Source organism: Deferrivibrio sp. (genome assembly GCF_055117995.1).
Map to the genome: position 1 here is coordinate 30,004 of NZ_JBSQOT010000001.1, position 24,997 is coordinate 55,000.

The 24,997-nt window shown below is 34.1% G+C and carries 18 protein-coding genes, 1 other RNA gene and 1 pseudogene; 12 read left to right on the forward strand and 8 right to left on the reverse strand.

Translation table 11 applies throughout. The annotated features are described in order from the left end of the window. Positions 1-14: 14 nt before the first annotated feature. A complete protein-coding gene (locus ACTCAF_RS00150; protein ID WP_463061273.1) occupies positions 15-1,181 on the reverse strand; it encodes a cofactor-independent phosphoglycerate mutase in 1,167 nt (388 codons plus the stop codon). A gap of 1 nt (position 1,182) precedes the next feature. Next, positions 1,183-2,451: a homoserine dehydrogenase gene (locus tag ACTCAF_RS00155; RefSeq protein ID WP_463061411.1), complete on the reverse strand. Its 1,269-nt coding sequence runs from the start codon at positions 2,449-2,451 to the stop codon at positions 1,183-1,185. A 200-nt stretch (positions 2,452-2,651) separates the two neighbouring features. Between ACTCAF_RS00155 and ACTCAF_RS00160 the strand changes: the two genes are divergently transcribed. The 4 genes from ACTCAF_RS00160 (at position 2,652) to ACTCAF_RS00175 (ending at position 7,460) form a co-directional block, all read left to right on the forward strand. Continuing rightward, on the forward strand, positions 2,652-3,893 hold the full coding sequence (locus ACTCAF_RS00160) for an EAL domain-containing protein (protein WP_463061274.1): 1,242 nt from the start codon (positions 2,652-2,654) through the stop codon (positions 3,891-3,893). Further along, positions 3,874-5,541 carry a thioredoxin domain-containing protein gene (locus ACTCAF_RS00165; RefSeq protein WP_463061275.1) on the forward strand — a complete coding sequence of 556 codons (1,668 nt, stop codon included), beginning with the start codon at positions 3,874-3,876 and terminating at the stop codon, positions 5,539-5,541. Before ACTCAF_RS00160 ends, ACTCAF_RS00165 begins: the two co-directional genes overlap by 20 nt. Positions 5,542-5,605: 64 nt before the next feature. Further along, entirely contained in the window at positions 5,606-6,160 is a 555-nt protein-coding gene (locus tag ACTCAF_RS00170; protein WP_463061276.1) for a c-type cytochrome, read from the forward strand. A gap of 13 nt (positions 6,161-6,173) precedes the next feature. Continuing rightward, positions 6,174-7,460, forward strand: a complete 1,287-nt coding sequence (locus ACTCAF_RS00175) for an FCSD flavin-binding domain-containing protein (RefSeq protein ID WP_463061277.1) — start codon at positions 6,174-6,176, stop codon at positions 7,458-7,460. A gap of 21 nt (positions 7,461-7,481) precedes the next feature. Here ACTCAF_RS00175 and rnpB read toward each other — a convergent pair. Next, an RNA gene (gene rnpB / locus ACTCAF_RS00180) (RNase P RNA component class A) lies at positions 7,482-7,908 on the reverse strand. 157 nt (positions 7,909-8,065) lie between these two features. Then, positions 8,066-8,557: pseudogene (locus ACTCAF_RS00185) on the reverse strand (endonuclease); the annotation flags it as partial. Positions 8,558-8,585: 28 nt separating this feature from the next. On the opposite strand from ACTCAF_RS00185, the gene ACTCAF_RS00190 reads away from it, so the two are divergent. Together ACTCAF_RS00190 and ACTCAF_RS00195 are read left to right on the forward strand one after the other, a co-directional pair. After that, positions 8,586-8,939 carry a hypothetical protein gene (locus tag ACTCAF_RS00190; protein WP_463061278.1) on the forward strand — a complete coding sequence of 118 codons (354 nt, stop codon included), beginning with the start codon at positions 8,586-8,588 and terminating at the stop codon, positions 8,937-8,939. A gap of 46 nt (positions 8,940-8,985) precedes the next feature. After that, positions 8,986-9,210, forward strand: coding sequence for a hypothetical protein (locus tag ACTCAF_RS00195; RefSeq protein WP_463061279.1), 225 nt, complete (start codon positions 8,986-8,988; stop codon positions 9,208-9,210). A 92-nt stretch (positions 9,211-9,302) separates the two neighbouring features. Here the strand turns inward: ACTCAF_RS00195 and ACTCAF_RS00200 are convergent, their stop codons facing one another. After that, positions 9,303-10,142 (reverse strand): EamA family transporter, encoded by an 840-nt coding sequence (locus ACTCAF_RS00200; RefSeq protein ID WP_463061280.1) that lies wholly within the window; start codon positions 10,140-10,142, stop codon positions 9,303-9,305. Between the two features lie 268 nt (positions 10,143-10,410). Between ACTCAF_RS00200 and ACTCAF_RS00205 the strand changes: the two genes are divergently transcribed. Further along, positions 10,411-11,724 carry a citrate (Si)-synthase gene (locus tag ACTCAF_RS00205; RefSeq protein WP_463061281.1) on the forward strand — a complete coding sequence of 438 codons (1,314 nt, stop codon included), beginning with the start codon at positions 10,411-10,413 and terminating at the stop codon, positions 11,722-11,724. Between the two features lie 56 nt (positions 11,725-11,780). Here ACTCAF_RS00205 and ACTCAF_RS00210 read toward each other — a convergent pair whose 3' ends face one another. Both ACTCAF_RS00210 and ACTCAF_RS00215 read right to left on the reverse strand, forming a co-directional pair. Beyond that, positions 11,781-12,596, reverse strand: coding sequence for an MBL fold metallo-hydrolase (locus tag ACTCAF_RS00210; RefSeq protein ID WP_463061282.1), 816 nt, complete (start codon positions 12,594-12,596; stop codon positions 11,781-11,783). After that, positions 12,590-13,399 carry an ATP-binding protein gene (locus ACTCAF_RS00215; RefSeq protein WP_463061283.1) on the reverse strand — a complete coding sequence of 270 codons (810 nt, stop codon included), beginning with the start codon at positions 13,397-13,399 and terminating at the stop codon, positions 12,590-12,592. Before ACTCAF_RS00215 ends, ACTCAF_RS00210 begins: the two co-directional genes overlap by 7 nt. Before the next feature lie 72 nt (positions 13,400-13,471). On the opposite strand from ACTCAF_RS00215, the gene ACTCAF_RS00220 reads away from it, so the two are divergent. After that, positions 13,472-14,893 carry a phosphomannomutase/phosphoglucomutase gene (locus tag ACTCAF_RS00220; protein WP_463061284.1) on the forward strand — a complete coding sequence of 474 codons (1,422 nt, stop codon included), beginning with the start codon at positions 13,472-13,474 and terminating at the stop codon, positions 14,891-14,893. A gap of 46 nt (positions 14,894-14,939) precedes the next feature. On the opposite strand, the gene pckA is transcribed toward ACTCAF_RS00220, so the two are convergent. Continuing rightward, positions 14,940-16,520 (reverse strand): phosphoenolpyruvate carboxykinase (ATP), encoded by a 1,581-nt coding sequence (gene pckA / locus ACTCAF_RS00225; RefSeq protein ID WP_463061285.1) that lies wholly within the window; start codon positions 16,518-16,520, stop codon positions 14,940-14,942. Between the two features lie 56 nt (positions 16,521-16,576). Here pckA and ACTCAF_RS00230 point away from each other — a divergent pair, with 56 nt between their 5' ends. The 4 genes from ACTCAF_RS00230 to ACTCAF_RS00245 all read left to right on the forward strand — a co-directional run bounded on the left by ACTCAF_RS00230 (position 16,577) and on the right by ACTCAF_RS00245 (position 24,983). After that, positions 16,577-16,882 carry an HNH endonuclease gene (locus ACTCAF_RS00230; RefSeq protein WP_463061286.1) on the forward strand — a complete coding sequence of 102 codons (306 nt, stop codon included), beginning with the start codon at positions 16,577-16,579 and terminating at the stop codon, positions 16,880-16,882. 15 nt (positions 16,883-16,897) lie between these two features. Continuing rightward, positions 16,898-19,516: an alanine--tRNA ligase gene (gene alaS, locus ACTCAF_RS00235; protein WP_463061287.1), complete on the forward strand. Its 2,619-nt coding sequence runs from the start codon at positions 16,898-16,900 to the stop codon at positions 19,514-19,516. A gap of 31 nt (positions 19,517-19,547) precedes the next feature. Then, positions 19,548-20,117 (forward strand): NUDIX hydrolase, encoded by a 570-nt coding sequence (locus tag ACTCAF_RS00240; RefSeq protein ID WP_463061288.1) that lies wholly within the window; start codon positions 19,548-19,550, stop codon positions 20,115-20,117. A 171-nt stretch (positions 20,118-20,288) separates the two neighbouring features. Next, entirely contained in the window at positions 20,289-24,983 is a 4,695-nt protein-coding gene (locus ACTCAF_RS00245; RefSeq protein WP_463061289.1) for an NAD-glutamate dehydrogenase domain-containing protein, read from the forward strand. Positions 24,984-24,997: the final 14 nt, after the last annotated feature.

A 24,997-nucleotide genomic window follows, 5' to 3' on the forward strand; every position in this document is an offset into this window, starting at 1 on the left:
TAAGCCTCCTAAGTCTAATTGATATTTTCAGTTTTTATAAAATATTCAGCTACCTTATAGCCTTCTTTAAAAACAAAGCTTGGTACTATTTTTTCACTGTAAAATTTATTCGAATCAGGTTCAACCCCTTTACCATAGATTATTGCAGGTACAGGTTCAGCAACATGCGTCCTTAAAGAAATAGGGGTCGGATGATCAGGCGTTACCAGTAAACGAACGTCCTGATCCTTTATAGCATCAATAATTATTGGTAATACGATATTGTTGATATTTTCAACAGCTTTTATCTTTTCTTCAACACTCCCCATATGGCCTGCTTCATCCGGTGCCTCAATATGTACAAATACATAGTCATACTTACTTAATGCCTTTATGGCATATTCTGCCTTCCCTTTAAAATTGGTATCAATAAACCCTGTTGCACCGGGTACATTTATAATATCAAGGCCAGCATACACTCCAATCCCTTTTATAAGATCGACTGCCGCCACAACAGCACCATTTAATCCGTATAAATTTTTAAATCTCTCAATTGAAGGCTTTTTACCCTGCCCCCATAGCCACACCGAATTGGCATTATCAATATTGAGCTTTTTTATAACATCTCTCGATTTATTCATAATCTCAGTTATAAAATCTGCACCTTCACCGCTCGGCAAAAAAGTATCTATATATTTTCCCATTATATCGTGAGGAGGGGTGGTTTTTAAATTGAAATCCTTATTCCTGACTATCATTATATTCCTATAACCAACTCCAGGGTAAAACTCCACACCGGAATTGGCAAACTCCTTATTCAATGCATCAATAATTTGCCTTGCATCATCATTTTTTATATGATGAGCGCTAAAATCTTCCATTTTCTCAAAATCATCACTTAATTTAACAATATTACATCGAAATGCATAATCATCACCAGAAATATTTATACCTATGCTTGCAGCTTCTATAGGGCTTCTGCCAGTATATACATCCTTTGGATTGTATCCAAAAACGCTCAAGTTACAAATATCACTTCCCGGATACATCCCCTCAGGAGTAGTATGGATAACTCCGCACCTTCCGTTTTCAGCAAGGTAGTCAAAGTTTGAAGTGTCAGCAAATTCAAGAATTGTTTTATTGCCAAGCTCGGGAATTTCAAAATCTGTCATCCCATCACAAAGCAGTACAATATATTTCATTCTACCTACTCCCTTCCACTCTCAGGACAACTGTTTTATCCCTGACATATTCAAGGGAGTCTATTTCTGCAACCGCATCATTTACATTTCTCCCTTTTGTTTCATGGGTCATAAACACAAGTGGCACAACATCATTTGGAGCTCTGTCGCCGGGCTGAATTGCTGACTTTATACTTATCCCGTATTTTCCAAGTACCCCTGCTATTTTTGATAAAACACCAGGTTTGTCAAGCGCGGAAAATCTCAGATAAAAAGATGAATTTATCTCATTTATATCCCTTACAGGATATTGGGGTTCATAATCTGTTTGAAATCCCAAAGTAGGAACTCTCTTTTTGCCGCAAGAAACAATATCCCTTGCAATATTGATTATATCCCCTGCTACAGCGCTGCCTGTAGGCAGACTGCCAGCACCTCTGCCATAATGTATTGTTCTGTCAACCTTATCAGAAACAATATATATGGCATTAAAAACATCGTTGACTTTTGATAAAATATATCTTTCCGGTATAATCGTAGGGTGAACCCTGACTTCAATATCGTCAGCATGCTTTTTGGCGATAGCAAGCAGTTTTATCTTGCAATTTAATTTTTTGGCAAAATCTATATCCACCTGTTTGATATTTGATACCCCTTCCACAAAGACTTCTTCAAAAGGGACAATAGTCTGAAAAGCAATAGAAGAAAGTATGGCTATTTTATGAGCAGTATCAATCCCTTCTACATCAAAAGTAGGATCAGCTTCGGCATATCCGAGCCTTTGTGCCTCTTTCAATACCTCATCAAACTCCTTCCCTTCACTTTCCATTTTCGACAATATATAGTTAGCCGTGCCATTTATAATTCCATATATCTCGTTGACATTGTTGGCAGCCAGGTCTTCTTTAATCACCCTTATAATTGGAATACCGCCACCAACACTCCCTTCAAATCCAAGGTAAAGCCCTTTTTCCTCAGATTTTTTAAAAATATCTTTTCCATCAACGGCAAGTAGAGCCTTATTGGCTGTAACAACATGTTTGCCGTTATCAAATGCACTCATAATTATGCTTTTTGCTACGGTATATCCGCCTATAAGCTCCACTACGATATCGATTTCACTATCATTCAATATTTCATTCATATCTGCAGTTTTTACCTGGACACCTTTCAAAAGCTCAGAGCTAATATTGTTAATTTTTAGATCACAAACTGATTTTACATTTATATTAAGTCCTGTTTTGTTTATTATAGTTTCTCTGTTTTCCAGCAAAACATTTAGCGTGCCCATCCCAACAGTACCAAGTCCAATTATTCCTACATTAACATTCTTACGATGCACAACTACCTCCGGTCTTTTATAAAATTTCGTGGATATTACTACTAACTATTTTTGTTGTCAAGAAATGCTAAAAAATTTTAATATAATTATTTACTTATTACAAATATTTCATTATTTATATAAAACAATACACAAACTGGATGGCTATAATGCAATTATACAACCTTTTAACTCATTTTCAACCTATTGTCAGTCTTAAAGATAATAAGATTATTGGATTAGAAGCCCTTAGTCGAGGGATAACAGAAACAGGTGATTTGATATCTCCTTCAATCCTTTTTAAAAATGCAGATTTAAAAAATGAAACCCTCACTCTTGATAGAAATTGCAGATACAATGCTTTAAAAAATTTTTCGAAAATCAATAAATCTTGTTGTGATGAAATACTTCTGTTTTTGAATGTGGATATATCCATTATGGATAAATTCAAAATAGACTTTGGATGGACAAATACAAAAGTAAATGAAATGGGTTTAAAACCTTCAAATATTGTGCTTGAAATTATTGAAGACAAATGTGAAAATTCCGAGAAACTCATTGAGTTTGTTGAAAAATACAGAAGCCAGGGTTTCTTAATTGCCATAGATGATTTTGGAACTGATAATTCAAATTTTAACCGAATTGTCCAGATAAAACCGGACATTATCAAAATTTCAGGAAACCTTGTAACAGGCATAAGTAAAAATTTCATAAAGAAATCTATTGTCAAATCAATTGTTTCGCTCTCAAAAAAAATAGGTACGGTTATTATAGCCGAATGGGTTGAAAATGCAGAAGATGCGGTAAAGTGTTTTGAACTTGGAATAGACATGTTTCAGGGATTTTATTTTGGAATGCCTCAACCAATTGATGATCTGGATATTCTGCCAGAAAAAATGAAAAATAAATTTGAAAATATAAATGAAATGATAGAAAGTAAAGTTGAAATTCGAAACAACATCGTAAATTACTTTGGTGAAGTTTCTGTTTCCATAATAAACATTCTAAGAAGATACGAAGAAAATATGTTTGACAATATACTTGGAGAATTAAAAAAAGAGCTCACAGAGGTAGAGAGCATCTATATTTTGAATATTAATGGAATTCAAATAAGCTCCATATATTGCAGAGATTGTTCCCATATTTTGAAAAAAAATATAATTTTCAGATACGGTGATATAAATTCTGACCATTCACAAAAAGATTACTATTTAAACACTTCATGTTCACTCAACAATAGATATATAACCGATAAATATATTTCCCCGATTACCGGAAATCTGATTGTCACCGTTGCATCAAAGTTTAAAAATATTGATGACAAACAATTTATCCTTTGTATCAATTTTGATATTGCATCCATCGAGGACAAAGCTTATAATTTGAATAGTTATGAACAGACTATCATCTGAGCCTTCACTTTATCTTAGACAACACGCCGAAAATCCTGTCAATTGGATAACATTGCGTGACAGACCTTTTGAAATAGCAAAAAATGAAGACAAACCTGTATTTATAAGTATTGGCTATTCTTCCTGTCATTGGTGTCATGTTATGTCAAGGGAGGCATTTAATGATAAGAAGATAGCAGATTTTCTCAATAAAAATTTCATACCGGTTAAGGTTGACCGTGAAGAATATCCTGATATCGACAAAAAATATCAATTTTACATCCAAATTTTAGGGAAAAATGGTGGATGGCCATTGTCGGTGTTTGCAGATACAGATGGAGTCCCCTTTTTTGCAGGGACATATTTCCCCCAAAATGAAAAGTATGGAATCCCCGGCTTTATGGATGTCCTTGAACAGATAGTTGACTTTTACACCAATAATAAGAAAAAATTTTTAAAAATAAAAGAAGGTTACATCGATATTCTTAGTGAACGTAAAAAAATAGATTCTTTTAAGGGAATTTCAAGAGAGGATTTCAAAATAGGTATATTAAAAATAATTGATTCTGAAAACGGTGGACTAAAGGGTATCAATAAGTTTCCAAATATACCGGTGCTTCAAATACTAACAGACAGTTTTTTCTATAATGATGAAAACATAAAAAAATTTTTAGATAAAACAGCAATCAAACTTTGTACTTCTGGTATTTATGACCATATTAACGGTGGTTTTTTCAGATATTGTGTAAATGAGCAATGGAGTTTCCCACATTTTGAAAAGATGTTATACGACAATGCGTTAAATGTATCTTTCTTATGCAGAATGTATGACATCACTGACAACAAGCTTTTTAAATACACTGCCGAAAAAACTCTTGATTTTCTTATGGAAGAATTTTTCACCGAACATGGGTTTATTTCCTCAATGAATGCCGAATCTATTGATTTTATGGGTGAAATGTCGGAAGGCTTTTACTACAAAGTTTTTGAAAACGATTTTGAAGTTTTATCAGAAAAAGAAATCCATCTGATTAGCAATAAAATTTTTCTGAAAGAAAATTTTATCAATCTTGGCACCGAAAATTACGAAGAAGTAATCAAGTTACACACGATACTTTCTAAACTGAACAAAAACAAAGAAAAGCCAGAAAAGGATAATAAAATAATTATAAGCTGGAATAGCTTATTGGTCCTGGCAATGATTGATTATTTTGAAATCTCATCGGACGATTTTTATTTTAACGCTGCACTTAATCTTTTTGGCAAACTAAAGCAATATTTTAACGGCGATAGCTTGCCAAGAATCAGATATCCTGATTCACTTTTTGACCATAGTTGTCTCGAAGATTATTCTTTTTTTCTTGAAGCGGTCAGAAAAGTTTTTGAATTAACAAGGGATAAAAATCTTCTCAAACTTGCCTGCCAAATAATGGAGGCAGTCAATAGACACTTTATAAATAACAATATTGTTTATTTTGACAAAGCCAATTCAGTTTTTGATACATATGATGATGCCGTCTATTCAGCATTTGGTCTTTTTGTAAAAAACCTAATCTTTTTTAAGCAGTATACTGAAGTTGCAATAGATTTAGATGTTTTGATAAACATTTCAAAAGACAGGTTCAACAAATTTCCTCTGGCACACCCCACTCTTCTGAATTTTTTATAAAATTATTTTTTTATCTAAAAAAATTCAAAATATGGTATAATTAAAAAAAATTAAGGAGGTGCTTATGAAAAAATATCTATTATTTTTAATGGTTTTTGTTTTCTTTAATTTAAGCTTTGCCGCTGATGGTGAAAAGCGAATTGCTGCTGTTTGTGCAGGATGTCACGGAACAAATGGTGCATCGGTTGGCGACTCAATACCAATAATTGGTGGGCAAAGTGAAGATTATTTGAAAAAAGTTATGAAAGAATATAGTGAAGACAAAAGAGTCGGGTCTGTGATGCTAAAAGTTGCAAAAGGATACGATGACAAAAGAATAGAATATATTGCTAAGTATTTTTCCAAACAAAAATGGGTTAGTTCAAATAAGCCATTTGATAAGAAATTGGCAGAAGAAGGGGAAAAGATTGCTGTTATATGTTTTGACTGCCATGGTAAAAATGGCAAAGGTATGGATGAATATCCAAGAATTGCAGGTCAGCATGCATTTTACCTCAAGCAAGTTTTAAAAGAATACAAGGACGGAATAAATAAAAATGACGAAATGTCACTGTTAAAAGAATATTCAGATGAACAGATAGAAGCACTTGCCAATTATTTTTCTTCAATCAGGCAGTAGCAGGAGGATGAGTATGAAACTAAATAGAAGAAATTTTGTAAAAAATTCTGCGATATTGACTGCAGGATTTGGAGTATATGGAATTGCCAGAAATGCAACTGCTTCGATAATGCCTAAAAAAGGGAAAAGAGTTGTCGTTTTGGGTGGTGGATTTGGCGGATGTACTGCTGCAAAATATATCAAGCTTAATGATCCTTCAATTGAGGTAATTCTTGTAGAAAAAAACGATAAATTCATCTCATGCCCCATTTCAAACCTTGTAATTGTAGGCTTGAGGGGCATGGATTTTATAACATTCAAGTACGACCAGCTGCAAAAAAACTACGGAATTAAATTTTTGCAGGCAGAAGCTGTCCAGATTATCCCAGAAAAAAATCAGCTTGTAACATCAAAAGGTTCAATCGAATATGACAGGCTCGTTGTTTCACCGGGGATAGGCTTTATTGAAAATAAAGAGATAGGATATCAGTTATCGCTTGCAAACAAAATTCCTCATGCATGGAAAGCAGGCAAACAGACGGAAATACTGAAAGCACAACTTCAAAATTTACCAAAAGGTGGAAGCGTAATTTTGAGAGTTCCTAAGTCACCTTACAGATGTCCGCCCGGGCCATATGAAAGAGCATCTCTAATTGCAAACTATATAAAAAGAAATAATCTTGGTGGCAAAATTTTTGTTCTTGACCCAAATGACGATGTAACATCAAAAGGTAAACTTTTCAAGGCCGCCTGGGGTGATTTATACAAAGATATACTGGAATATTATAATCAGGTTGATGTAACAAATATCAATGCGGAAAAGATGAATATTGAAACAAATAAAGGGAATTTTACTGGAAATGTCATAAATTTTATACCTGACCAGAAAGCTTCTGACACTGCATTTAAACTTGGGCTTATCCCGGAAGGTAAATTGTGGGCTTTTGTGGACTCTTACACATTTGAGTCAGAAGCAATAAAAAACGTATATGTTATAGGTGATTCAACAAATACCGGAAGTGTAGGTACAGTGCCCAAATCAGGGTATATTGCAAACTCAATGGGTAAAGTTGTTGCTGAATCTGTTGTGGCATCTCTAAAAGGGGAAAAACCGCCAAAACCTTTTATGGCAAACGCCTGCTACAGCATGGTTAGTGATAGTGAAGCTATATGGGTAACAGCCGTGTATGAGTTTGATGACAACGTTAAAAGAACTATAACAATAAAAAATGCTTCAGGCACACCTCATGAAAGATCAAAAATTGATGCATTCCATCAAATTAGCTGGGCAGAAAATATATGGAATGACGTTTTAATGTAAAAAAAGGCAGCCATAGCTGCCTTTTTTTGCTGGTCTATAAGCCGGATTCTGTACCTGATTTACAGGCGGTGATCATTTATCTTGGACAAACATTGCTGTTTGCCTCCAGCAGCCTACCCGCAAGCATCGGACGAGCAGCCCTCAAGCGCTTGCCTATTTGGCCTTGCACCGGGTAGGGTTTGCCATGCCCTAACTGTCACCAGTCAGGCGGTGAGCTCTTACCTCCCCTTTTCACCCTTACCGAGCACCTCACTGTGTCTATTTGGCAAACAATAAAACTCATATTATTGAGTACTATTTTTAAGCCAAATACTATCAATGAGGTGCTCGGCGGTATATTTTCTGTGGCACTTTCCACGCCTCACGGCGTATCGGCGTTACCGATTACCCTGCTCTGCGGTGTCCGGACTTTCCTCCCGAATATTCGGGCGATCACCCGACCAGCAATGACTATTATAATAGTTACATTCAATTTTTAAAGGGCAAAATTCACATTTTGGTTTTTTACGACAGAAATCTTTACAAACATTAACAATCAAAGCATGATATTCTTTATAAATCTCCACATCATAGGTTATATGTTTATGAAACATATTTTGTAAGTCATCATAATCTTCGGATAAGTTTATACCAAGTCTTTTAAACAACCTTTTTGTATAAGCATCAACAACAAAAACCGGAAAATCAAGTGCATAAAGTAAAATAGAATCCGCCGTTTCCTTACCAATCCCATTTATTTCAAGTAAAGTCTTCCTTAAGTTTTGAAAATTCATATTTTTCAGTCTTTCAATATTACCATTACAAATTTTATTGATAGTATTTACAAAATTTTTCAGTCTTTTGGTTTTAAGATTATAAAAGCCTGATGGTTTTATAAGCTCTTTTAAAGCAAAATCATCAATGCCGCAAATTTTATTAAAATCAAGCAGACCAGCATTTTTCAAGTTATAGAGACTTTTTTCCACATTTCTCCAGTTTGTATTTTGAGTAAGAATTGCACCTACCATAACTTCAAAAGATGACTCAGCAGGCCACCAAAAAGTCTTGCCGTAAAATTTTTCAAGAAGGCTATAAATTTGAATCAATCTCTCTTGCATTTTGCCACCAATTTAATATTAATATGATATGTTTGACTTAACACAACTGAACAATCAAATCAATATGATGAAATCCGAAACCCTTTCAAGATATGGCAAAAGAGTTGATATAATAATTAAAATGATTGATAAAGAGCTTAATTTTTTAAACAGAAATAAGATGATATTGGATAAAATTGCCGTAAAAGTTAAAACTTCCAGACGAAAAAAGAAAAAAATTTATGAAAAGTTAGCTGAAAGGATACAAATAAAAATAAATAGCTCTTCAATAAAGCTGGAAAAGATGTATATTTTAAAGAAAAAATATATAGATGAATATAAACTGCAAAGAGAAATACTTGGCATATATGACCATACTTTCATTGATGATTTTTATGAATAATTAAAGTTTTGCCATTTTTAGCCGAATTATTTTAGAGAGGTTAAATATGGATAATATACTTTTTCCAACTATTACCACAATAAAGAGTGCCAATAACAACTATTTGAAAAATGAACCGAGAAAAAAATTCCGCTTTAAGGGGAAAGTTATTCATATGAGGCAGGCAAGAAATGATGAAAATGGTAATACAGTAATTTTAATATCTACTGATTTAAGCATAAAAGAGCTTGATTCTTTGAAAAATAAAGAGATTACAATCCTTTCAGAATAAAAAGAAGCCGGCATCCAGCCGGCAATGGACGATCCTTCTAACAGCGTGGTTGTTCCACTACTGCTACAAATTTTATAGCATTTTTTATGCCATTACAAGTTTATTTTTATCAATACTGCTCCCGAAAGAATCAAAAACGCCCCTACAAATCTTGTCACAGAAATTTTTTCTTTCAAAAAATAATATCCTATCAAAAGGCCAAAAAGTGAATTTACCTGTCTTAATGCTGTTGCATACGATACATTCATATAGGTAAGACCAATTCTATACGATAAAAACGAAAGAAATATTATTCCACCACCCAATAAAACATACTTTTTATTTTTTGAAAATTCCATAATATGGTTTCCATACTTAATATTAGCTTGGACAAATAAAAACAGCGTCATAAAAAATACGACTGAGTAAATGTAAAGCATAAAGCTGTTTGTTGTGACACCAAATTTATCTATAATAGCCCCAAATGAATAAAACAGTGAAGCAAGAAGAGCAAAAAATATCCCTTTGTTGTCTATCTTCCCTTTTAATCGGGACATATGCATCGTAAAAATACCTATAAATATTATTAATATTCCCAATAGGCCACTAACAGTAAATTGTTCACCAAGTAAAAGTCTTGCCCAGATAGCTACAAGAATGGGGGAAGATGTTGATACAGGATAGGCAAGCGAGACATCTGTGAAAACGTAACTATTTGATAAACTAAGATGATATAAAGCAAAAAAGACTGCAGCAAAGAAGCCTAAAAATATAGGCAAAAACTCAAAATTTATCATATCTCTACCAAAAAATACCATGAATATGGTAAAAATAATCAAGTTGATTATATGCATCTGGTAGTTAAATACAAACTTATTATTAGATTTTTTCAATAATATATTCCACAAAGAATGTGTAAAAGCACTAAATATAACTAAAGCCAATCCTGTCATAATTATTTTTAATAATTATAATCTTATTTTAAATCAAGCAGTATATTCAAAAGATGTTTATTTATATCACGATAGTTACGGATGTGATGATTTCAATTGATAAAATATATAAATACCCTTTATTTATTAAATAAATCATAAAAAATTTATATGTATTTATAATACATATTGTATACAATATACAACAAAAAGATTGACAATAGAAAAGTATAATGCTAAAAAATAAACAGCGGTTTAAAAACAGAGACACTAATTTAAGGAGGTTTATATGTCATTAAAAGAAGTATTAGCTAAGAAGATTGAAGCTCACAGACCAAGAACAACTAGGCTTGTCAAAGAATATGGTGACGTTAAAGTTTGTGATGTGACAATTTCTCAGGTAATTGGTGGAATGAGAGGGATAAAGTCATTGGTGACAGATATTTCTTACCTCGACCCAATGGAAGGGATCAGATTTAGAGGGATGACAATTGATGAAACTTTTGCTGCTCTCCCTAAAGTTCCTGGTTCAGAATATCCATATGTTGAGGGTTTTTGGTGGCTTCTTCTTACAGGCGATGTTCCAACCATGGAGCAAACTCTTGAAGTAGTTGCTGACTGGAAAGCCCGTGCACAGGTACCTGAGTACGTTTGGGATATTTTAAGAACTATGCCAAGAGATACACATCCTATGACTATGTTCTCAGCAGCTATCCTTGCAATGCAAAGAGAATCTATTTTTGCCAAAAACTATGCCGCAGGGAAATTTAATAAAATGACTTGCTGGGAAGATATGTATGAAGACTGTAACAACCTGCTTGCAAAATTGCCTACAATAGCTGCCTATATTTACAGGATGAAATATAAAGGTGATACACCTATCGCTCCAAATCCTGAGCTTGATTGGGGTGGAAACTTTGCTCACATGATGGGCATCGGCAAACCATATGATGATGTGGCAAGGATGTATTTTATCCTTCACTCTGACCACGAATCAGGAAACGTTTCAGCTCACACTACCCACCTTGTTGCATCAGCTCTTTCTGATGCTTACTACTCACTTTCAGCTGGTATCAATGGTCTTGCAGGCCCACTTCACGGTCTTGCTAACCAGGAAGTACTTGCCTGGACTCAAAACTTTATGCAAAAACTTGGTGGGAAACTTCCTACTAAAGAAGAATTGGAAAAAGCTCTCTGGGATACACTTAATTCAGGTCAAGTTATTCCTGGGTATGGTCATGCTGTTCTTAGAAAAACTGACCCAAGATATACTGCTCAAAGAGAATTCTGTCTTAAAACACCAGGTCTTAAAGATTATCCATTGTTCCAGCTTGTCAGCATGATTTATGAAGTAGCTCCAAAAGTTCTCATGGAGCATGGCAAAGCTAAAAACCCATGGCCAAATGTTGATGCTCAGTCTGGTGTTATTCAGTGGTACTATGGTGTTACTGAATACGATTTTTATACTGTATTGTTTGGTGTTGGCCGTGCACTTGGTGTTCTTGCTAACATTACCTGGGACAGAGCTCTTGGTTATGCAATCGAAAGACCTAAGTCTGTTACTACAGATATGCTTGAAGAAATCGCAGGAATTAAAAAATAAAAAACAAAATGGCCCCGAAAGGGGCCTCTTCTTTTATCTTAGAAATAACATAAAAATCAAATTATCATTGAATCCCTGGCAATAATAGAGTTAGGGCATTTTTTTAGAGACATTAAATGCATTTTTTCCAAGATATTGTCATCATATTCGGGATTATGATGAAACAGAACAAAATTTTTTACATTTGCTTTTTTGGCAATTTCACAACCTTTAACATATGTTGAATGCCCCCAGCCTCTTTTGGATACACCATCCATTTTCCCCTCATAATCTTCAGGCAAATATGTAGTATCATAAATCAAAAAATCAGCACCTTTTGCAAATGCAATCAGCTCTTCATCAGAAGATGGGGAATGTTCATAATCGGTAGCATAAATATATGTAATCCCATTGATATTTAACTTGTATATCTTTGATGTATTGGGATGATTACCATCAATATAGGTTAATTCAGAGCCGTTAAATATGTATTTTTTTCTTTCCTCAAGAATGTTAAAAGAAAGTTTGGCTTTAAAAACCTCCACACTGACAGGAAAAAATGGTGGCTTATAAATATTGCCAAGAAACTCTTCAAGAGTAGAAAAATTATAATTTTTGCTGAGGTAAAAATTCAGTTTAACATTATTATGAAAAATCGGTTTAAATCCGAGAATGCCAATCAAATGATCCCAATGAATGTGTGAAAAAAAAATATTATATTCTCTGATATTATTGATTTCTTCACTGCTTAGGCTTTGTACACCTGTACCCATATCAAGCAAAATTGCAGTATCATTGTGTACGCTGATAAGTGAAGAAGTGTAACTGCCATACTTGTTGAAACCTTTTCCATAAACGCTGTTTGTCCCTCGACATCCAAGAATTTTCAGCATTTAAACCTCTTGTAAAGAGTCACTGAATTACCCTTATCATTATACTGAACCCTGTCAAAATACATCCTCGTAATCATTATACCTCTACCGTGAAGTTTTAGCAGGTTATCGTCATTTATTTCCTGCACATTCTTCACATCAAAACCATTACCCATATCGGTTACTTTAGCCTCGAAATATTCACTGTTATAAAAGATTTTTACGGTTACATAACGTTTTGAATATTTTTCATTATTCAACCTTTCATTAAGTAAATCCATGTATATCCCTTTTTCAGTATTCTCAAACTTTTCATCACCGGTAATCTCAAGATTTCCGTGCTCGATACTGTTTGTAATGATTTCCGAAAGGCCAATCCTTAACTTTTGAATATCTGAAATATTGCAAAAATAAGCAAGCTCCCTTGTAATGTTATAAACTATTTTATCAACCTCAAAAATATTATTTTTTACAACAAATTCCTTACTGATAAAATTAGGGTAAAACTTTTCAGAAAAAAAACCTGCCTTACCACCATGATACACAGTATCAACAAGCGTTCTTAATTGAACAATATCAAAAGATTCGCTAAGCTCATAAATATATTTTCTCCCCTTATTCTGTCCTATAAAAACTAAAGGTAAATCACCCAAATCAAAATTTTTATCAGAATCAGCCACATCAGTTACATACAAAATAAATCCGTAATCAAGTTCACATGGTTGCTTAATAAAATCGACGCACTCAATCTCTTCGATTTTACTGAACTCTGAAATTTTTCCAAGAATGTTGTAATTTTTAATAAAACATGCTATTTTTTTCATAATTAGATTATAACATAATTTTTCGTAAAATAAACTTTTTTTTGAACTCAATCAAAGATATCAGGAGGGTTTATGCTACCAAAAGAAATTTTTAGACAGTATGACATTAGAGGGACGGTGCCTGATACATTCAATAAAAATATTGCCTGCAATATTGCAAATGTATTTGGATATCAGATTAAAGAAAAAACTAAAAAAGATACTCCTATCGTAACCGTTGGCAGAGATGTAAGACTCTCATCGGATGAGATTTTTCAAGGAGTATTAAAGGGGCTTACCGATTCAGGTTGTGAAGTGATAGAACTTGGTCATTGCCCTACCCCTGTCACTTATTTTAGTGCTTTTCACCTAAATCCTGACGCATATCTTATGATAACAGGAAGTCATAATCCAGCCAACTACAATGGAATGAAACTTGGTATAGGAAAATCTACATATCACTCCGAATTAATTACATCACTTTTTGATGATTTTCAGAAGTACGGCTACAGGACAGAAACCAATAAAGGCAAACATTCCACATTTGATATTAAAAAAGAATATATAAAATGGAACTTGAACCATTTTAGTGAACTTAAAAATAAGATAAAAAACCTTAAAAGAAGAATTACAGTAGTTATAGATGCTGGCAATGGTGTTGCTTCAGATGTGGCGCCTGAGATATTCAAAGGGCTTGGAGTAAATGTAATTGAACTGTTTTGCCAGTTTGACGGAAACTTTCCAAATCATCATCCTGACCCTACAGTAGAAGAAAACCTGATTGATGCAAAAAATAAACTAAATGAAACAGGTGCAGACTTTGCTGTTGCCTATGACGGTGATGCAGACAGAATTGGTGTGGTAGATGAAACGCAAAATGTAATCTGGGGGGATATGCTGATATTGATTTTTGCTAAAGAAATAGCAAAAACAAAGAAAAATCCTACTGTAATAGCTGACGTCAAGGCTTCTCAGGTGCTGTTTGATGAACTTTCCAAAAACAAAATAAGCGGGATTATGTGGAAAACAGGCCACTCTCTTATCAAGTCAAAACTTAAAGAAACCAACGCTGAGCTTGCCGGTGAGATGAGTGGACACATATTCTTTGCTGATAAATACTTCGGCTACGATGATGCAATTTATTCTTCAGTAAGATTTCTTGAAGCTTATGTAAATGAACTTATTGAAGGTAAAGTTACAAAGGTAAGTGATTTATTAAAAAATGTTCCTAAGGTTTATAACACACCCGAAATAAGATTTGATTGTGAAGAATCCAAAAAATTTCAAATAGTAGAACAACTTTCAGAAATTTTCAGAAACTACAAGGAAAATGGCCAATATGGAATAAAAAATATAATTACCACTGACGGAATAAGGGTTGTTTTTGAAAATGGCTGGGGGCTTTTAAGGGCAAGCAATACCCAACCTGTCCTTGTCATGAGATTTGAGGCCACTGATGAAAAGTCTATGAACAGTTATAAAGAACTTTTCGAAAATGAATTGCAAAAATTATAAAAAGAGGCAGGTTATCTGCCTCTTTTTTACATAAACTAATTGGTGTTTAAATTGTAGGTGCACCTTTCAAAACTTCTGTACTGTTTTCAACTTTAAACTTACTGAAATTGTCGATGAAGTTTTTTGCAAGATTTTTTAGATTTTCACGGTATTTACTTTTATCTTCCCAAGCAAGCTCAGGATGCACGACATTTTCAGGTATTCCAGGAATCTCTTTTGGGATTTCAAAGCCAAATATATCGTTTCTGATGTATTCGGCCTTTTCAAGACTCCCATCAAGAATCGACCTGATAATTGCTCTTGTATGCTTTATTTTAAACCTTTGCCCAACGCCATATGGGCCACCTGTAAGCCCAGTATTTACAAGCCAGCAGGTTACATTATGTTTGTCAATCTTGCCTCCTAAAAGTTCAGCATACTTAAATGGATGATGAACCATAAAAGGAGCTCCAAAACAAGCGCTAAAAACAGCCTTAGGCTCAGTCACACCTTTTTCGGTGCCAGCAACTTTTGCCGTATAGCCTGATACGAAATGATACATCGCCTGTTCTTTATTTAATTTTGCTACTGGCGGCAATACACCAAATGCATCATAAGTTAAAAATATAATATTTTTAGGGTGATCTCCTTTACCATTTTCTACTATCTTAGGAAGATGCGTTATAGGGTATGATGCCCTGGTATTTTCCGTTAAGGAATCATCATCAAGGTCTATCCTGCGTGTTTCAACATCTATTGTAACATTTTCTAATATTGTGCCAAACCTTCTTGTAGTTTCATAAATATCAGGCTCTGCTTCTTTTGACAAATTTATTACCTTGGCATAGCAACCACCTTCAATATTAAATACGCCACTATCATTCCAGCCATGCTCGTCATCACCGATAAGGTATCTTTCCGGGTCTGTCGAAAGAGTGGTTTTCCCTGTTCCTGATAAACCAAAAAACAAAGCCACATCCCCTTTTTCTCCAACATTGGCAGAGCAGTGCATAGACATAACCTTTTTTTTAGGCAATAAATAATTCATTACTGTAAAAATTGATTTTTTTATTTCCCCTGCGTAACTGGTACCACCTATTAAAACTAACCTTTTATCAAAATTAACTATAATAAAGGTTTCTGAGTTTGTTCCATCTTCTTCTGGATTTGCATGAAACCTTGGCAAGTCTATTACCGTAAAGTCAGGTTTAAAAGTTTCAAGCTTGGTACTGTCAAGTTCTCTTATAAACATATTTCTTGCAAACAATGAATGCCAGGCATATTCGGAAATAACTCTTACATTAATCCTTGTCTTTTCATCACTACCTGCATAACAATCCTGTATAAATATCTCTTTGGTTTGCAGATAAGCCTTTATTTTGCTGTAAATTTTCTCAAAAGATTCTTCGCTAATTGGCTTATTGTCCTTTGACCAATAGACATCCTCCGCACTTTTTGTCTCCACAATGTATTTGTCATTAGCAGACCTTCCGGTATGATGCCCTGTCCTTACCACCACCGGACCAAGATGCGCTATAATCCCTTCACTGCGCTTAATTATCGCCTCATAAAGGGCAGGTGTGGACAAATTTCTATGAACTTGTGCCACATTTTTGAACCCATACATACTTAAAATGCTCTCTTTCATCTTTCCCCCTTTAAAAAAACTGTTGAAAAAGCGAGTCATTTTAATATAATTCCTGAATGTTTGTAAACCACTTTTTTACTTCAGATATTTCTGAAGCGGAAATAAAAAAAGAAAAAGAAAAAGCAAGACAGCTTAGAAAAAAACAATGGTGGAAAAACCAGGTTGCAAATGGTGTATGTTATTATTGCAACAATAAATTTCCTCCATCTGAGCTAACAATGGACCATATTGTTCCACTTGTCAGAGGAGGAAAAACCACAAAAGGGAATGTTGTACCTGCTTGCAAAGACTGTAACAATAAGAAAAAGTACATGCTCCCTATTGAATGGGCTGAATATCTTGAAAAATTAAAATCTAAATAAACATCAGGAGAATATATGACTGGTAAAGAAATCAGAGAATTATTTTTAAAATTTTTTGAAGAAAAAGGGCACAAAAGGGTTTCATCCTCATCGCTCGTCCCTGAAAATGACCCTACACTTCTTTTTACCAACGCCGGTATGAATCAGTTTAAAGATTTATTCCTTGGAAATGAGAAGAGGGATTACACAAGGGCTGTAACCTGCCAAAAGGTTGTAAGAGCAGGAGGCAAGCATAATGACCTTGAGAATGTTGGAAGAACTGCAAGGCATCACACTTTTTTTGAAATGTTAGGTAATTTTTCTTTCGGTGACTATTTTAAGGAAGAAGCGATAGAGTACGCTTGGGAGTTTTTGACAAAACGGCTTGGATTGCCTGAAGATAAGCTGTTTGTGTCAATATACCACGACGATGATGAAGCATTTAAGATTTGGAATAAAAAAATAGGTATTCCTGCTAACAAGATAGAAAGACGCGGAGAAAAAGACAATTTCTGGTCAATGGGGGACACAGGGCCATGCGGACCATGCTCAGAAATTCATATTGACCAGGGACCTGAAGTAGGTTGCAAAAGGCCTGACTGTAACCCGGATTGTGATTGCGACAGACATCTTGAGCTTTGGAACCTTGTATTTATGCAGTTTAACAGAGATGAAAACGGTAATTTAACACCTCTTCCCAAACCAAGCATAGATACCGGAATGGGGCTTGAAAGGATAACTACCGTTGTTCAGAAGGTTTCAAGTAATTACGATACAGACCTTTTTAGGCCAATACTGGAATATATTGCAAAACTGGCAAATAAAACTTACGGCCAGAATGAAAAAGACGATGTAAGTATAAGGGTAATTGCAGACCATAGCAGGTCAACCACCTTTCTCATATCAGATGGGGTGATACCATCAAACGAAGGAAGAGGATATGTGCTTAGAAGGATTATGAGAAGAGCTATGCGACATGGAAAAATGCTTGGCTTCAATGAAGTATTTTTCCATAAAATATGTGAATTCGTTGTAGACTTTATGGGTGACCACTATATCGAACTTATTGATAAAAAATCATATATGTCAAAAGTGGTGCTAAATGAAGAATTGAGGTTTAAAAACACACTTGAAACCGGGCTTAAAATAATTAATGAGCTTTTGGAAAAATATAAAAACAAAAAAGAATTACCAGGCAATGAGATTTTCAGGCTTTACGACACATACGGATTTCCTACGGATTTATTGCAGGACATTGCTGAGGATAATGGCTTTACTCTCGATATACATGGATTTAATGAAGAAATGCTAAAACAACAGGAAAAGGCAAAAAAATCCTGGGCAGGAAGCGGCGAAGAAAAAATCAATCCTGTATATCTCAACCTGGCCTCAAAATACGCTTGCGAATTTGAAGGGTACGACAAATTGACCATAAACTCCAAAATAATCTCTATTTTAACTAACAATAAAGAGGTACAAAACTTAAATAATTCTGAAAAAGGGATTATTGTTCTTGAAAAAACTACATTTTACCCTGAAGGCGGCGGACAGGTTGGCGACAAAGGGGTTATAAAAACTGAAAACGGCATTTTTAGGGTAGAAAATACAAAAAAAATCGCCGATAAGCTCATAATTCACGAAGGAGCTGTTATCAAAGGAGTTTTAAATACAGGTGAGCTGGCTGAAGCAGCTGTTGATAACAGCCTGAGAAAAGCAACTGAAAAAAATCATACGGCCACACATCTTTTGCACAAAGCACTTCAGATGGTATTGGGTGATCATGTAAGACAGGCAGGTTCACTTGTTACACCTGAAAGGTTAAGATTTGACTTTGCCCACTTTTCGCCACTTTCAAAAGATGAAATAGCACGAGTAGAAGAAATTGTTAATTCAGAAATACAACAAAACAGCGCCGTCAATAAGACTTACAAATCTCTTGATGAAGCAATAAAATCAGGAGCCATGGCGCTTTTTGGAGAAAAATACGGTCAAACGGTAAGGGTAGTAAAAGTAGATAATTTCTCAACAGAATTATGCGGTGGCTGTCATGTTAATTATACAGGGGAAATTGGCCTATTTAAAATAGTTGGCGAATCAAGTGTTGCTGCTGGGGTTCGAAGAATAGAAGCAGTCACCGGGCTTGAAGCATTTAGATATTTATCAGAATGTAGCAATATACTAAATGACCTTGAACTTAAACTGAAAGTAAAAAAAGACGAACTTATTTCAAAAATTGATGATTTATCTATTACTATAAAACAATTAAATAAAGAGCTTGACAGACTCAAATCAAAAGAAGAGGCAAACAGGCTCGATGACATCCTTAACAATACAAAAAACATTAACGGGACAAATGCCCTTGTAATTGAGCTTGGGGAAACAGACATATCCCATTTAAGAAATACAATGGATATTGCAAAAGCCAAGCTAAAAACCGGTGTAATACTTATTATCAGCAAAGGCGATAACAAAGTTACTTTTCTATGCGGTGTAACTGATGACCTTTTAAATAAATATAATGCCGGTGATATTGTAAAAGAGGTATCAAAAATTACTGGCGGAGGTGGAGGCGGTAAAAAAGACCTTGCCCAGGCAGGTGGAAAGGATATAACAAAGGTTAAACAGGCTATAGATAGATTTTATCAATTAATTTAAAAGGCTGGTGATTGCCAGCCTCTTTTTTACAATGATTATTAATAACCTAAAAGAAGAATTAAAATATAGAAAAATCAAAATAATTAATCAAAAAAGCAATTTAGCTGCTGTCCTTATTCCTATTATAAAAAACAATGATACATACGAACTGATTTTTACCAAAAGACTCAACACTCTGCCAACACACGCTGGTGAAGTCTCTTTCCCCGGCGGACTTATGGATTTAAATGACACTTCCCCTGAATACACAGCCATTAGAGAGGCTGAAGAAGAGATAGGTATTTCAGGTAAAAATGTAGAAATTTTAGGAAGACTTGATGATGAACTGTCGATACACAAATTCAAAGTGTTTACCTATGTGGGATATGTAAACTCCAACTCAAAAATCAGTGATCTAAAATTTCAAGAAAATGAGGTTGAGAAAGTATTCACAGTGCCAATCAGTTACTTTTACAATTGCAACTGCTGGACAGAAAACTGGGTCAGAAGAAATGAAAAAGTAAAAGTCTATTTTTATCCTTATGACGATGTCATTATCTGGGGACTAACCGGAAGAATTTTGTCAAAGTTTTTAAAAATTTTTTCAAAATACTTAAAATAAAAAAAATCATTCAGTTTTTATGATATAATTATGGAAGAGGTAACAAAAATCTTACAAGATTATGTTTTAATGGATAATTAAATAATTTTTTAATTGTTTAATTAATTGCTTGTCATTAAATAGTTTTTGATATAAAAGGGATTAACAAAAAAAAAATAAAAGAGGTGTAAAATGTATAACATTACATTCTCACGAGATTCAGAGGCTGAATACAAAAAGAACGAATTGTACTATGAAAACAAAATAGCTGAAGTATTTTCACAGTTTAAAAAGATCAATGAGCCTTTTTACAATTTTTCCAGAATTTTTGTAAAAAATATCCCATTTAATCTCATTGAAATTATCAGCAACAAAGACCTTCTAAACTTAATGCAGACTATGTACGAAGTGCTCAATAACAGAAAAAAGAAAAAATATCTGCAAACAATAATTGAGCCTTACTCCAACGATTTTTTCATCGGAAATTTTGCAATATTGATTATGAATACAGATGACAGGCCATTTCTTGTAGACAGTATCAGGGAATATTTCTATGAAATTAATCTTAATCAGCAGTTTATACTTCACCCTATTTTCAGTGTCAAAAGAAATGCCAAAGGGGAAGTAATTGAACTTGATAAGCCTCAAATTGGTACAAGAAATGAATCTTTTGTTGCTATTTTTATTGAAGGTATTGAGTCAGATACACTGAAAGAGGTAGCTGATGAGTTAAACAAAATATATGACGAGGTTTGCCTTACTGTTGATGACTATTCCGAAATGAGCAGCATGCTTAATAACCTCTCATTATACTACAAAAACAAGTCCGCAGAAGTATCAGAATTTCTCAAATGGATTGGTGAAGGGAATTTTATATTACAGGGGATAAGAGTTCTTAATGACATAAACCTTAGTGATGAAACATATAAATTGGAGCAATACGGTGTTTACAAACTAAACAGAACAATCGGTCTAATTCCAAATATGATAAAAGCCCTTAAAAACAAATCATTTAGATTTATAAACGGTTATCCTGTAATTTTTGACAAAGCCCTTTACAGATCAAAAGTTAAAAAAAGAAAAAATTATGACAGAATTATTATTGTAGACGACAAAGGTGAGCAAAGCACACTGGTATCCATGATAGGTATTCTTTCAAAAGATGCCTTGAAAATCCCACCTTACAACATTTCCCTGGTAAGACATAAAATTGATGAAATTATCGACCATTTTGGCTTTGTAAACGGCTCTCACGACCACAAATGGCTTCTTGATATGATAGAATCATTTCCCAAAACTGAAATCATATCCCTTGACAAAGAAACCCTTATAAACATTTTCAAAACCGTTTTCTCAATGCAGGGGAAAAACCAGATAGTTTTTTATACAAAAAATTTCAAACCTCTAAAAAATTATTATGTGTTTATGGCATTCCCTCAAGAAAAGTTTTCAAATGAAATCTTGCAGGATATAAAGAAAATTTTCCAAAAAGAACTTAATGCACATACCCTTGATATTTCAGTAAGAAATGACGAGCATGGATATGTATTTGCCCATTTCCACTTTTACCTTAAAGACCTTGAAATATTGAAAAAGCTTGACTTCAATAAAATTGAGCTGCAAATAGCTGAGCTTATAAAAGATTGGAAAGATGAGCTTTATGAAGAGTTAAAAATCAGATTTTCCGGCGTAAAAAGTGACCAACTGTTTCAAAAATTTGCAGACAGTTTTTCTGAAACCTATAAGACCAAGTGTACCCCTCATGAGGCTGCCGAAGATATCTCTTATCTGGACAAACTTATTGATGTATCTGCAAACCTCTATGCTGACAGTACAAAAGTTACACTAAAGCTCTACACAAGAAACAAAATATTACTGACTGACATTATGCCGATTATTGACAATATCGGTATAAAGGTAAATGAGGAATTTACTTACAAAGTGAATACAGAAAGTGGCAAATATTTTATAAATTCTATACACCTTGCAGAAATTGATGATGCAGCCACCTTTAAGGAAAAATATTCAAAGCTTTTACCTGAGCTGGTTCTCAAAGTAATAAAAGAAAAAGTTGAAAATGATAATTTAAATAAGCTTTTGATTCTGGAAAATCTTAACTACAAAGAGATAGATTTTTTAAGGGGAGTCAGAAACTATATTGAGCAAATAAACCCTCTTTACAGAAGGGCAAGTCTCAATGAAGCCATTATAAACAACAGCAGCATAGGTAAATATTTTATCGATTTCTTGTATGAAAAATTTGAACCTGGCAAAAAAAGCAGAAATTTTGAAAAAATAGAAAAAAATATACTTGAAGCGATTGATAAAGTTGTTTCTGTTCAGGAAGACGGCATTCTACGCCACTTCTACAAGGTAATTACCGCAATCATCAGGACAAATTATTTTATACCTGGCAAAGATTACATCTCATTCAAAATAAAATCAAAAGAGCTTGATATTCTTCCTGACCCAAAGCCAATGTTTGAAATCTATGTTCATTCGGCACAGATGGAAGGGATTCACTTAAGAGGCGGAAAAGTTGCAAGGGGTGGATTAAGATTCAGCGACAGGCCGGATGATTTCAGAACAGAAATTTTAGGTCTTGTCAAAACCCAGATGGTCAAAAATACAGTTATTGTTCCTGTTGGTTCAAAAGGCGGATTTATTGTAAAAAAACGTTATGAAGACAGGGAGCTTGACAAAGAGCACGTAATAAATCAGTACAAAACGCTTATCAAAGGTCTTCTTGATATTACTGATAATTACAAAGGGAAAAAAATAGTTCACCCGGAAAATGTAGTCATTTATGATGAAAAAGACCCATACCTTGTTGTGGCAGCAGATAAAGGAACGGCCACATTCAGCGACATTGCAAACAGCGTATCTATTGAATATGGGTTTTGGTTGGGTGATGCCTTTGCTTCTGGTGGCAGCGCCGGATATGATCATAAAAAGGTGGGAATTACTGCTAAAGGTGCTTGGGAATCTGTAAAAAGGCATTTCAGAGAATTGGGCAAAGATACACAAAGCGAACCTTTTACAGTCATCGGCATAGGGGATATGTCAGGAGACGTATTTGGAAATGGGATGCTTCTTTCCGATAAAATAAAGCTCCTTGCTGCTTTTAATCATATCCATATTTTTGTGGACCCAGACCCTGATCCTGAAACAAGCTTTGTCGAAAGACTCAGAATGTTCAAGCTCCCAAGGTCTACATGGAAGGATTACAACCATGAATTAATCTCAAAAGGTGGCGGAATTTTTGAAAGAAGTGCCAAAAAAATAGAATTATCCCCTGAGATAAAAGAAGTATTTGATATTGATAAGGATGTCGTTACAGGGGAAGAACTTATAAAATATATTCTCAAATCCCGTGCCGAGCTTCTGTGGAATGGTGGGATAGGAACTTATATCAAAGATGACTCAGAAACAAATGAAGAAGTTGGAGACAAAGCAAATGATAATGTAAGGATAAATGCTTCAGAACTCAGAGTAAAGGTTATAGGTGAAGGTGGTAATCTGGGGCTTACTCAAAAAGCAAGGATAAGATTTGCTCTAAATGGTGGTTTAATAAATACCGATGCCATAGATAACTCAGCTGGAGTTGATATGTCAGACCATGAGGTAAATTTGAAAATTCTATTTGATGTCCTCATGAAAAATAAAGAACTCAAAGATATAAAAGAAAGAAATGCTCTAATTGCAAAGCTGACCCCTGAAGTTACAGACCTTGTTTTAAGAGACAATTATCTTCAGACTCAAATCATAAGTTGTGATCTTTTAAAAGCAAAAGAAAACCTCATTTCTTATATAGATACCGCTGAATATTTGAAAAATATAGGACTGTTAAACTTTAAAATTGAAAAAATAAACTTCATCAATGAAAAAAGAAATATTACCAGACCTGAGCTAAGTGTTCTTCTTGCATACACAAAGATAATGCTTTTTGATAACACCGTAAACGAATTTAATCATAACTCGGAGCTGTTGAAAGAGGAATATATCAAATATTATCCTAAAACTGTAATCAAGAAATATTCCAAATATTTTGATGAACACAAGCTAAAAAATGAAATAACCGCTACAGTGGCTGTAAACAAGGCAGTAAATCAGGCAGGCATACCATTTTTTATTGAGTTGCACAAAACAACTGGGCAGCCTTACGCAAAATTAATAGAAAGATACCTTTATGCTGACAAGTTGCTTGGTACTTCTGAAGTAAGGGAAAAGGTAGAAGCCCTTGACCTCAAAGTTGAGGCAAATTTACAGTATCAAATGCTGATTGAGCTTGAAAAGACATTGAGGGTGGCCACCAACTGGCTTATAAACGACAATAATTTTGCAATGATTAATGAAAATATGGATACTTTCAAGAAAGTATGCAATTCAATTACGACAAATCTTAAAGGTATTTTTAAGGACAACTACGATAATTTGCTTTGCCACTTGAATAATTCTGGCTGCAAATCAGGTATCTCAAAAAGCGTCTGTGATATAAAATTTGTAAAGCCTGCATTTGATCTTTTTGAAGTTATTATTAAAAACAACCTGGATATAACCAAAACTGTTAAAAATTATTTTACAATTGGCTTAAACCTCAATCTCCCATTGTTTATAAACGGCGTAAAGCAGACTGAAATAAAAACCACCTGGGATAAAACAAACAGAGAAAACCTGCTGAACAGAATCAAAATATTCCAGAAGGAATTCTGCGCAAAATACACCCAGAACGGTGAAGGATGGCTTAAAGAACTGCAAAAAACGGAACAAATATTTTTTATGAACTATAATAAGTTTCTTGAGTCTATAAGTGCAGGAGAGTTTGAAAGCCTGGTGCCTTATAACGTAATGCTTGACTCTCTGTTTAATATGTTGAATACAAAATAAATAGAGGTTTTGAA

Excerpts from the sequence above, each read along its gene's own strand:
- ACTCAF_RS00150 (WP_463061273.1), bottom strand. The coding sequence starts at position 1,181 with ATGAAATATATTGTACTGCTTTGTGATGGGATGACAGATTTTGAAATT.
- ACTCAF_RS00155 (WP_463061411.1), bottom strand. The coding sequence starts at position 2,451 with ATGGGCACGCTAAATGTTTTGCTGGAAAACAGAGAAACTATAATAAAC.
- ACTCAF_RS00160 (WP_463061274.1), top strand. The coding sequence starts at position 2,652 with ATGCAATTATACAACCTTTTAACTCATTTTCAACCTATTGTCAGTCTT.
- ACTCAF_RS00165 (WP_463061275.1), top strand. The coding sequence starts at position 3,874 with ATGAACAGACTATCATCTGAGCCTTCACTTTATCTTAGACAACACGCC.
- ACTCAF_RS00170 (WP_463061276.1), top strand. The coding sequence starts at position 5,606 with ATGAAAAAATATCTATTATTTTTAATGGTTTTTGTTTTCTTTAATTTA.
- ACTCAF_RS00175 (WP_463061277.1), top strand. The coding sequence starts at position 6,174 with ATGAAACTAAATAGAAGAAATTTTGTAAAAAATTCTGCGATATTGACT.
- ACTCAF_RS00190 (WP_463061278.1), top strand. The coding sequence starts at position 8,586 with ATGTTTGACTTAACACAACTGAACAATCAAATCAATATGATGAAATCC.
- ACTCAF_RS00195 (WP_463061279.1), top strand. The coding sequence starts at position 8,986 with ATGGATAATATACTTTTTCCAACTATTACCACAATAAAGAGTGCCAAT.
- ACTCAF_RS00200 (WP_463061280.1), bottom strand. The coding sequence starts at position 10,142 with ATGACAGGATTGGCTTTAGTTATATTTAGTGCTTTTACACATTCTTTG.
- ACTCAF_RS00205 (WP_463061281.1), top strand. The coding sequence starts at position 10,411 with ATGTCATTAAAAGAAGTATTAGCTAAGAAGATTGAAGCTCACAGACCA.
- ACTCAF_RS00210 (WP_463061282.1), bottom strand. The coding sequence starts at position 12,596 with ATGCTGAAAATTCTTGGATGTCGAGGGACAAACAGCGTTTATGGAAAA.
- ACTCAF_RS00215 (WP_463061283.1), bottom strand. The coding sequence starts at position 13,399 with ATGAAAAAAATAGCATGTTTTATTAAAAATTACAACATTCTTGGAAAA.
- ACTCAF_RS00220 (WP_463061284.1), top strand. The coding sequence starts at position 13,472 with ATGCTACCAAAAGAAATTTTTAGACAGTATGACATTAGAGGGACGGTG.
- pckA (WP_463061285.1), bottom strand. The coding sequence starts at position 16,520 with ATGAAAGAGAGCATTTTAAGTATGTATGGGTTCAAAAATGTGGCACAA.
- ACTCAF_RS00230 (WP_463061286.1), top strand. The coding sequence starts at position 16,577 with ATGTTTGTAAACCACTTTTTTACTTCAGATATTTCTGAAGCGGAAATA.
- alaS (WP_463061287.1), top strand. The coding sequence starts at position 16,898 with ATGACTGGTAAAGAAATCAGAGAATTATTTTTAAAATTTTTTGAAGAA.
- ACTCAF_RS00240 (WP_463061288.1), top strand. The coding sequence starts at position 19,548 with ATGATTATTAATAACCTAAAAGAAGAATTAAAATATAGAAAAATCAAA.
- ACTCAF_RS00245 (WP_463061289.1), top strand. The coding sequence starts at position 20,289 with ATGTATAACATTACATTCTCACGAGATTCAGAGGCTGAATACAAAAAG.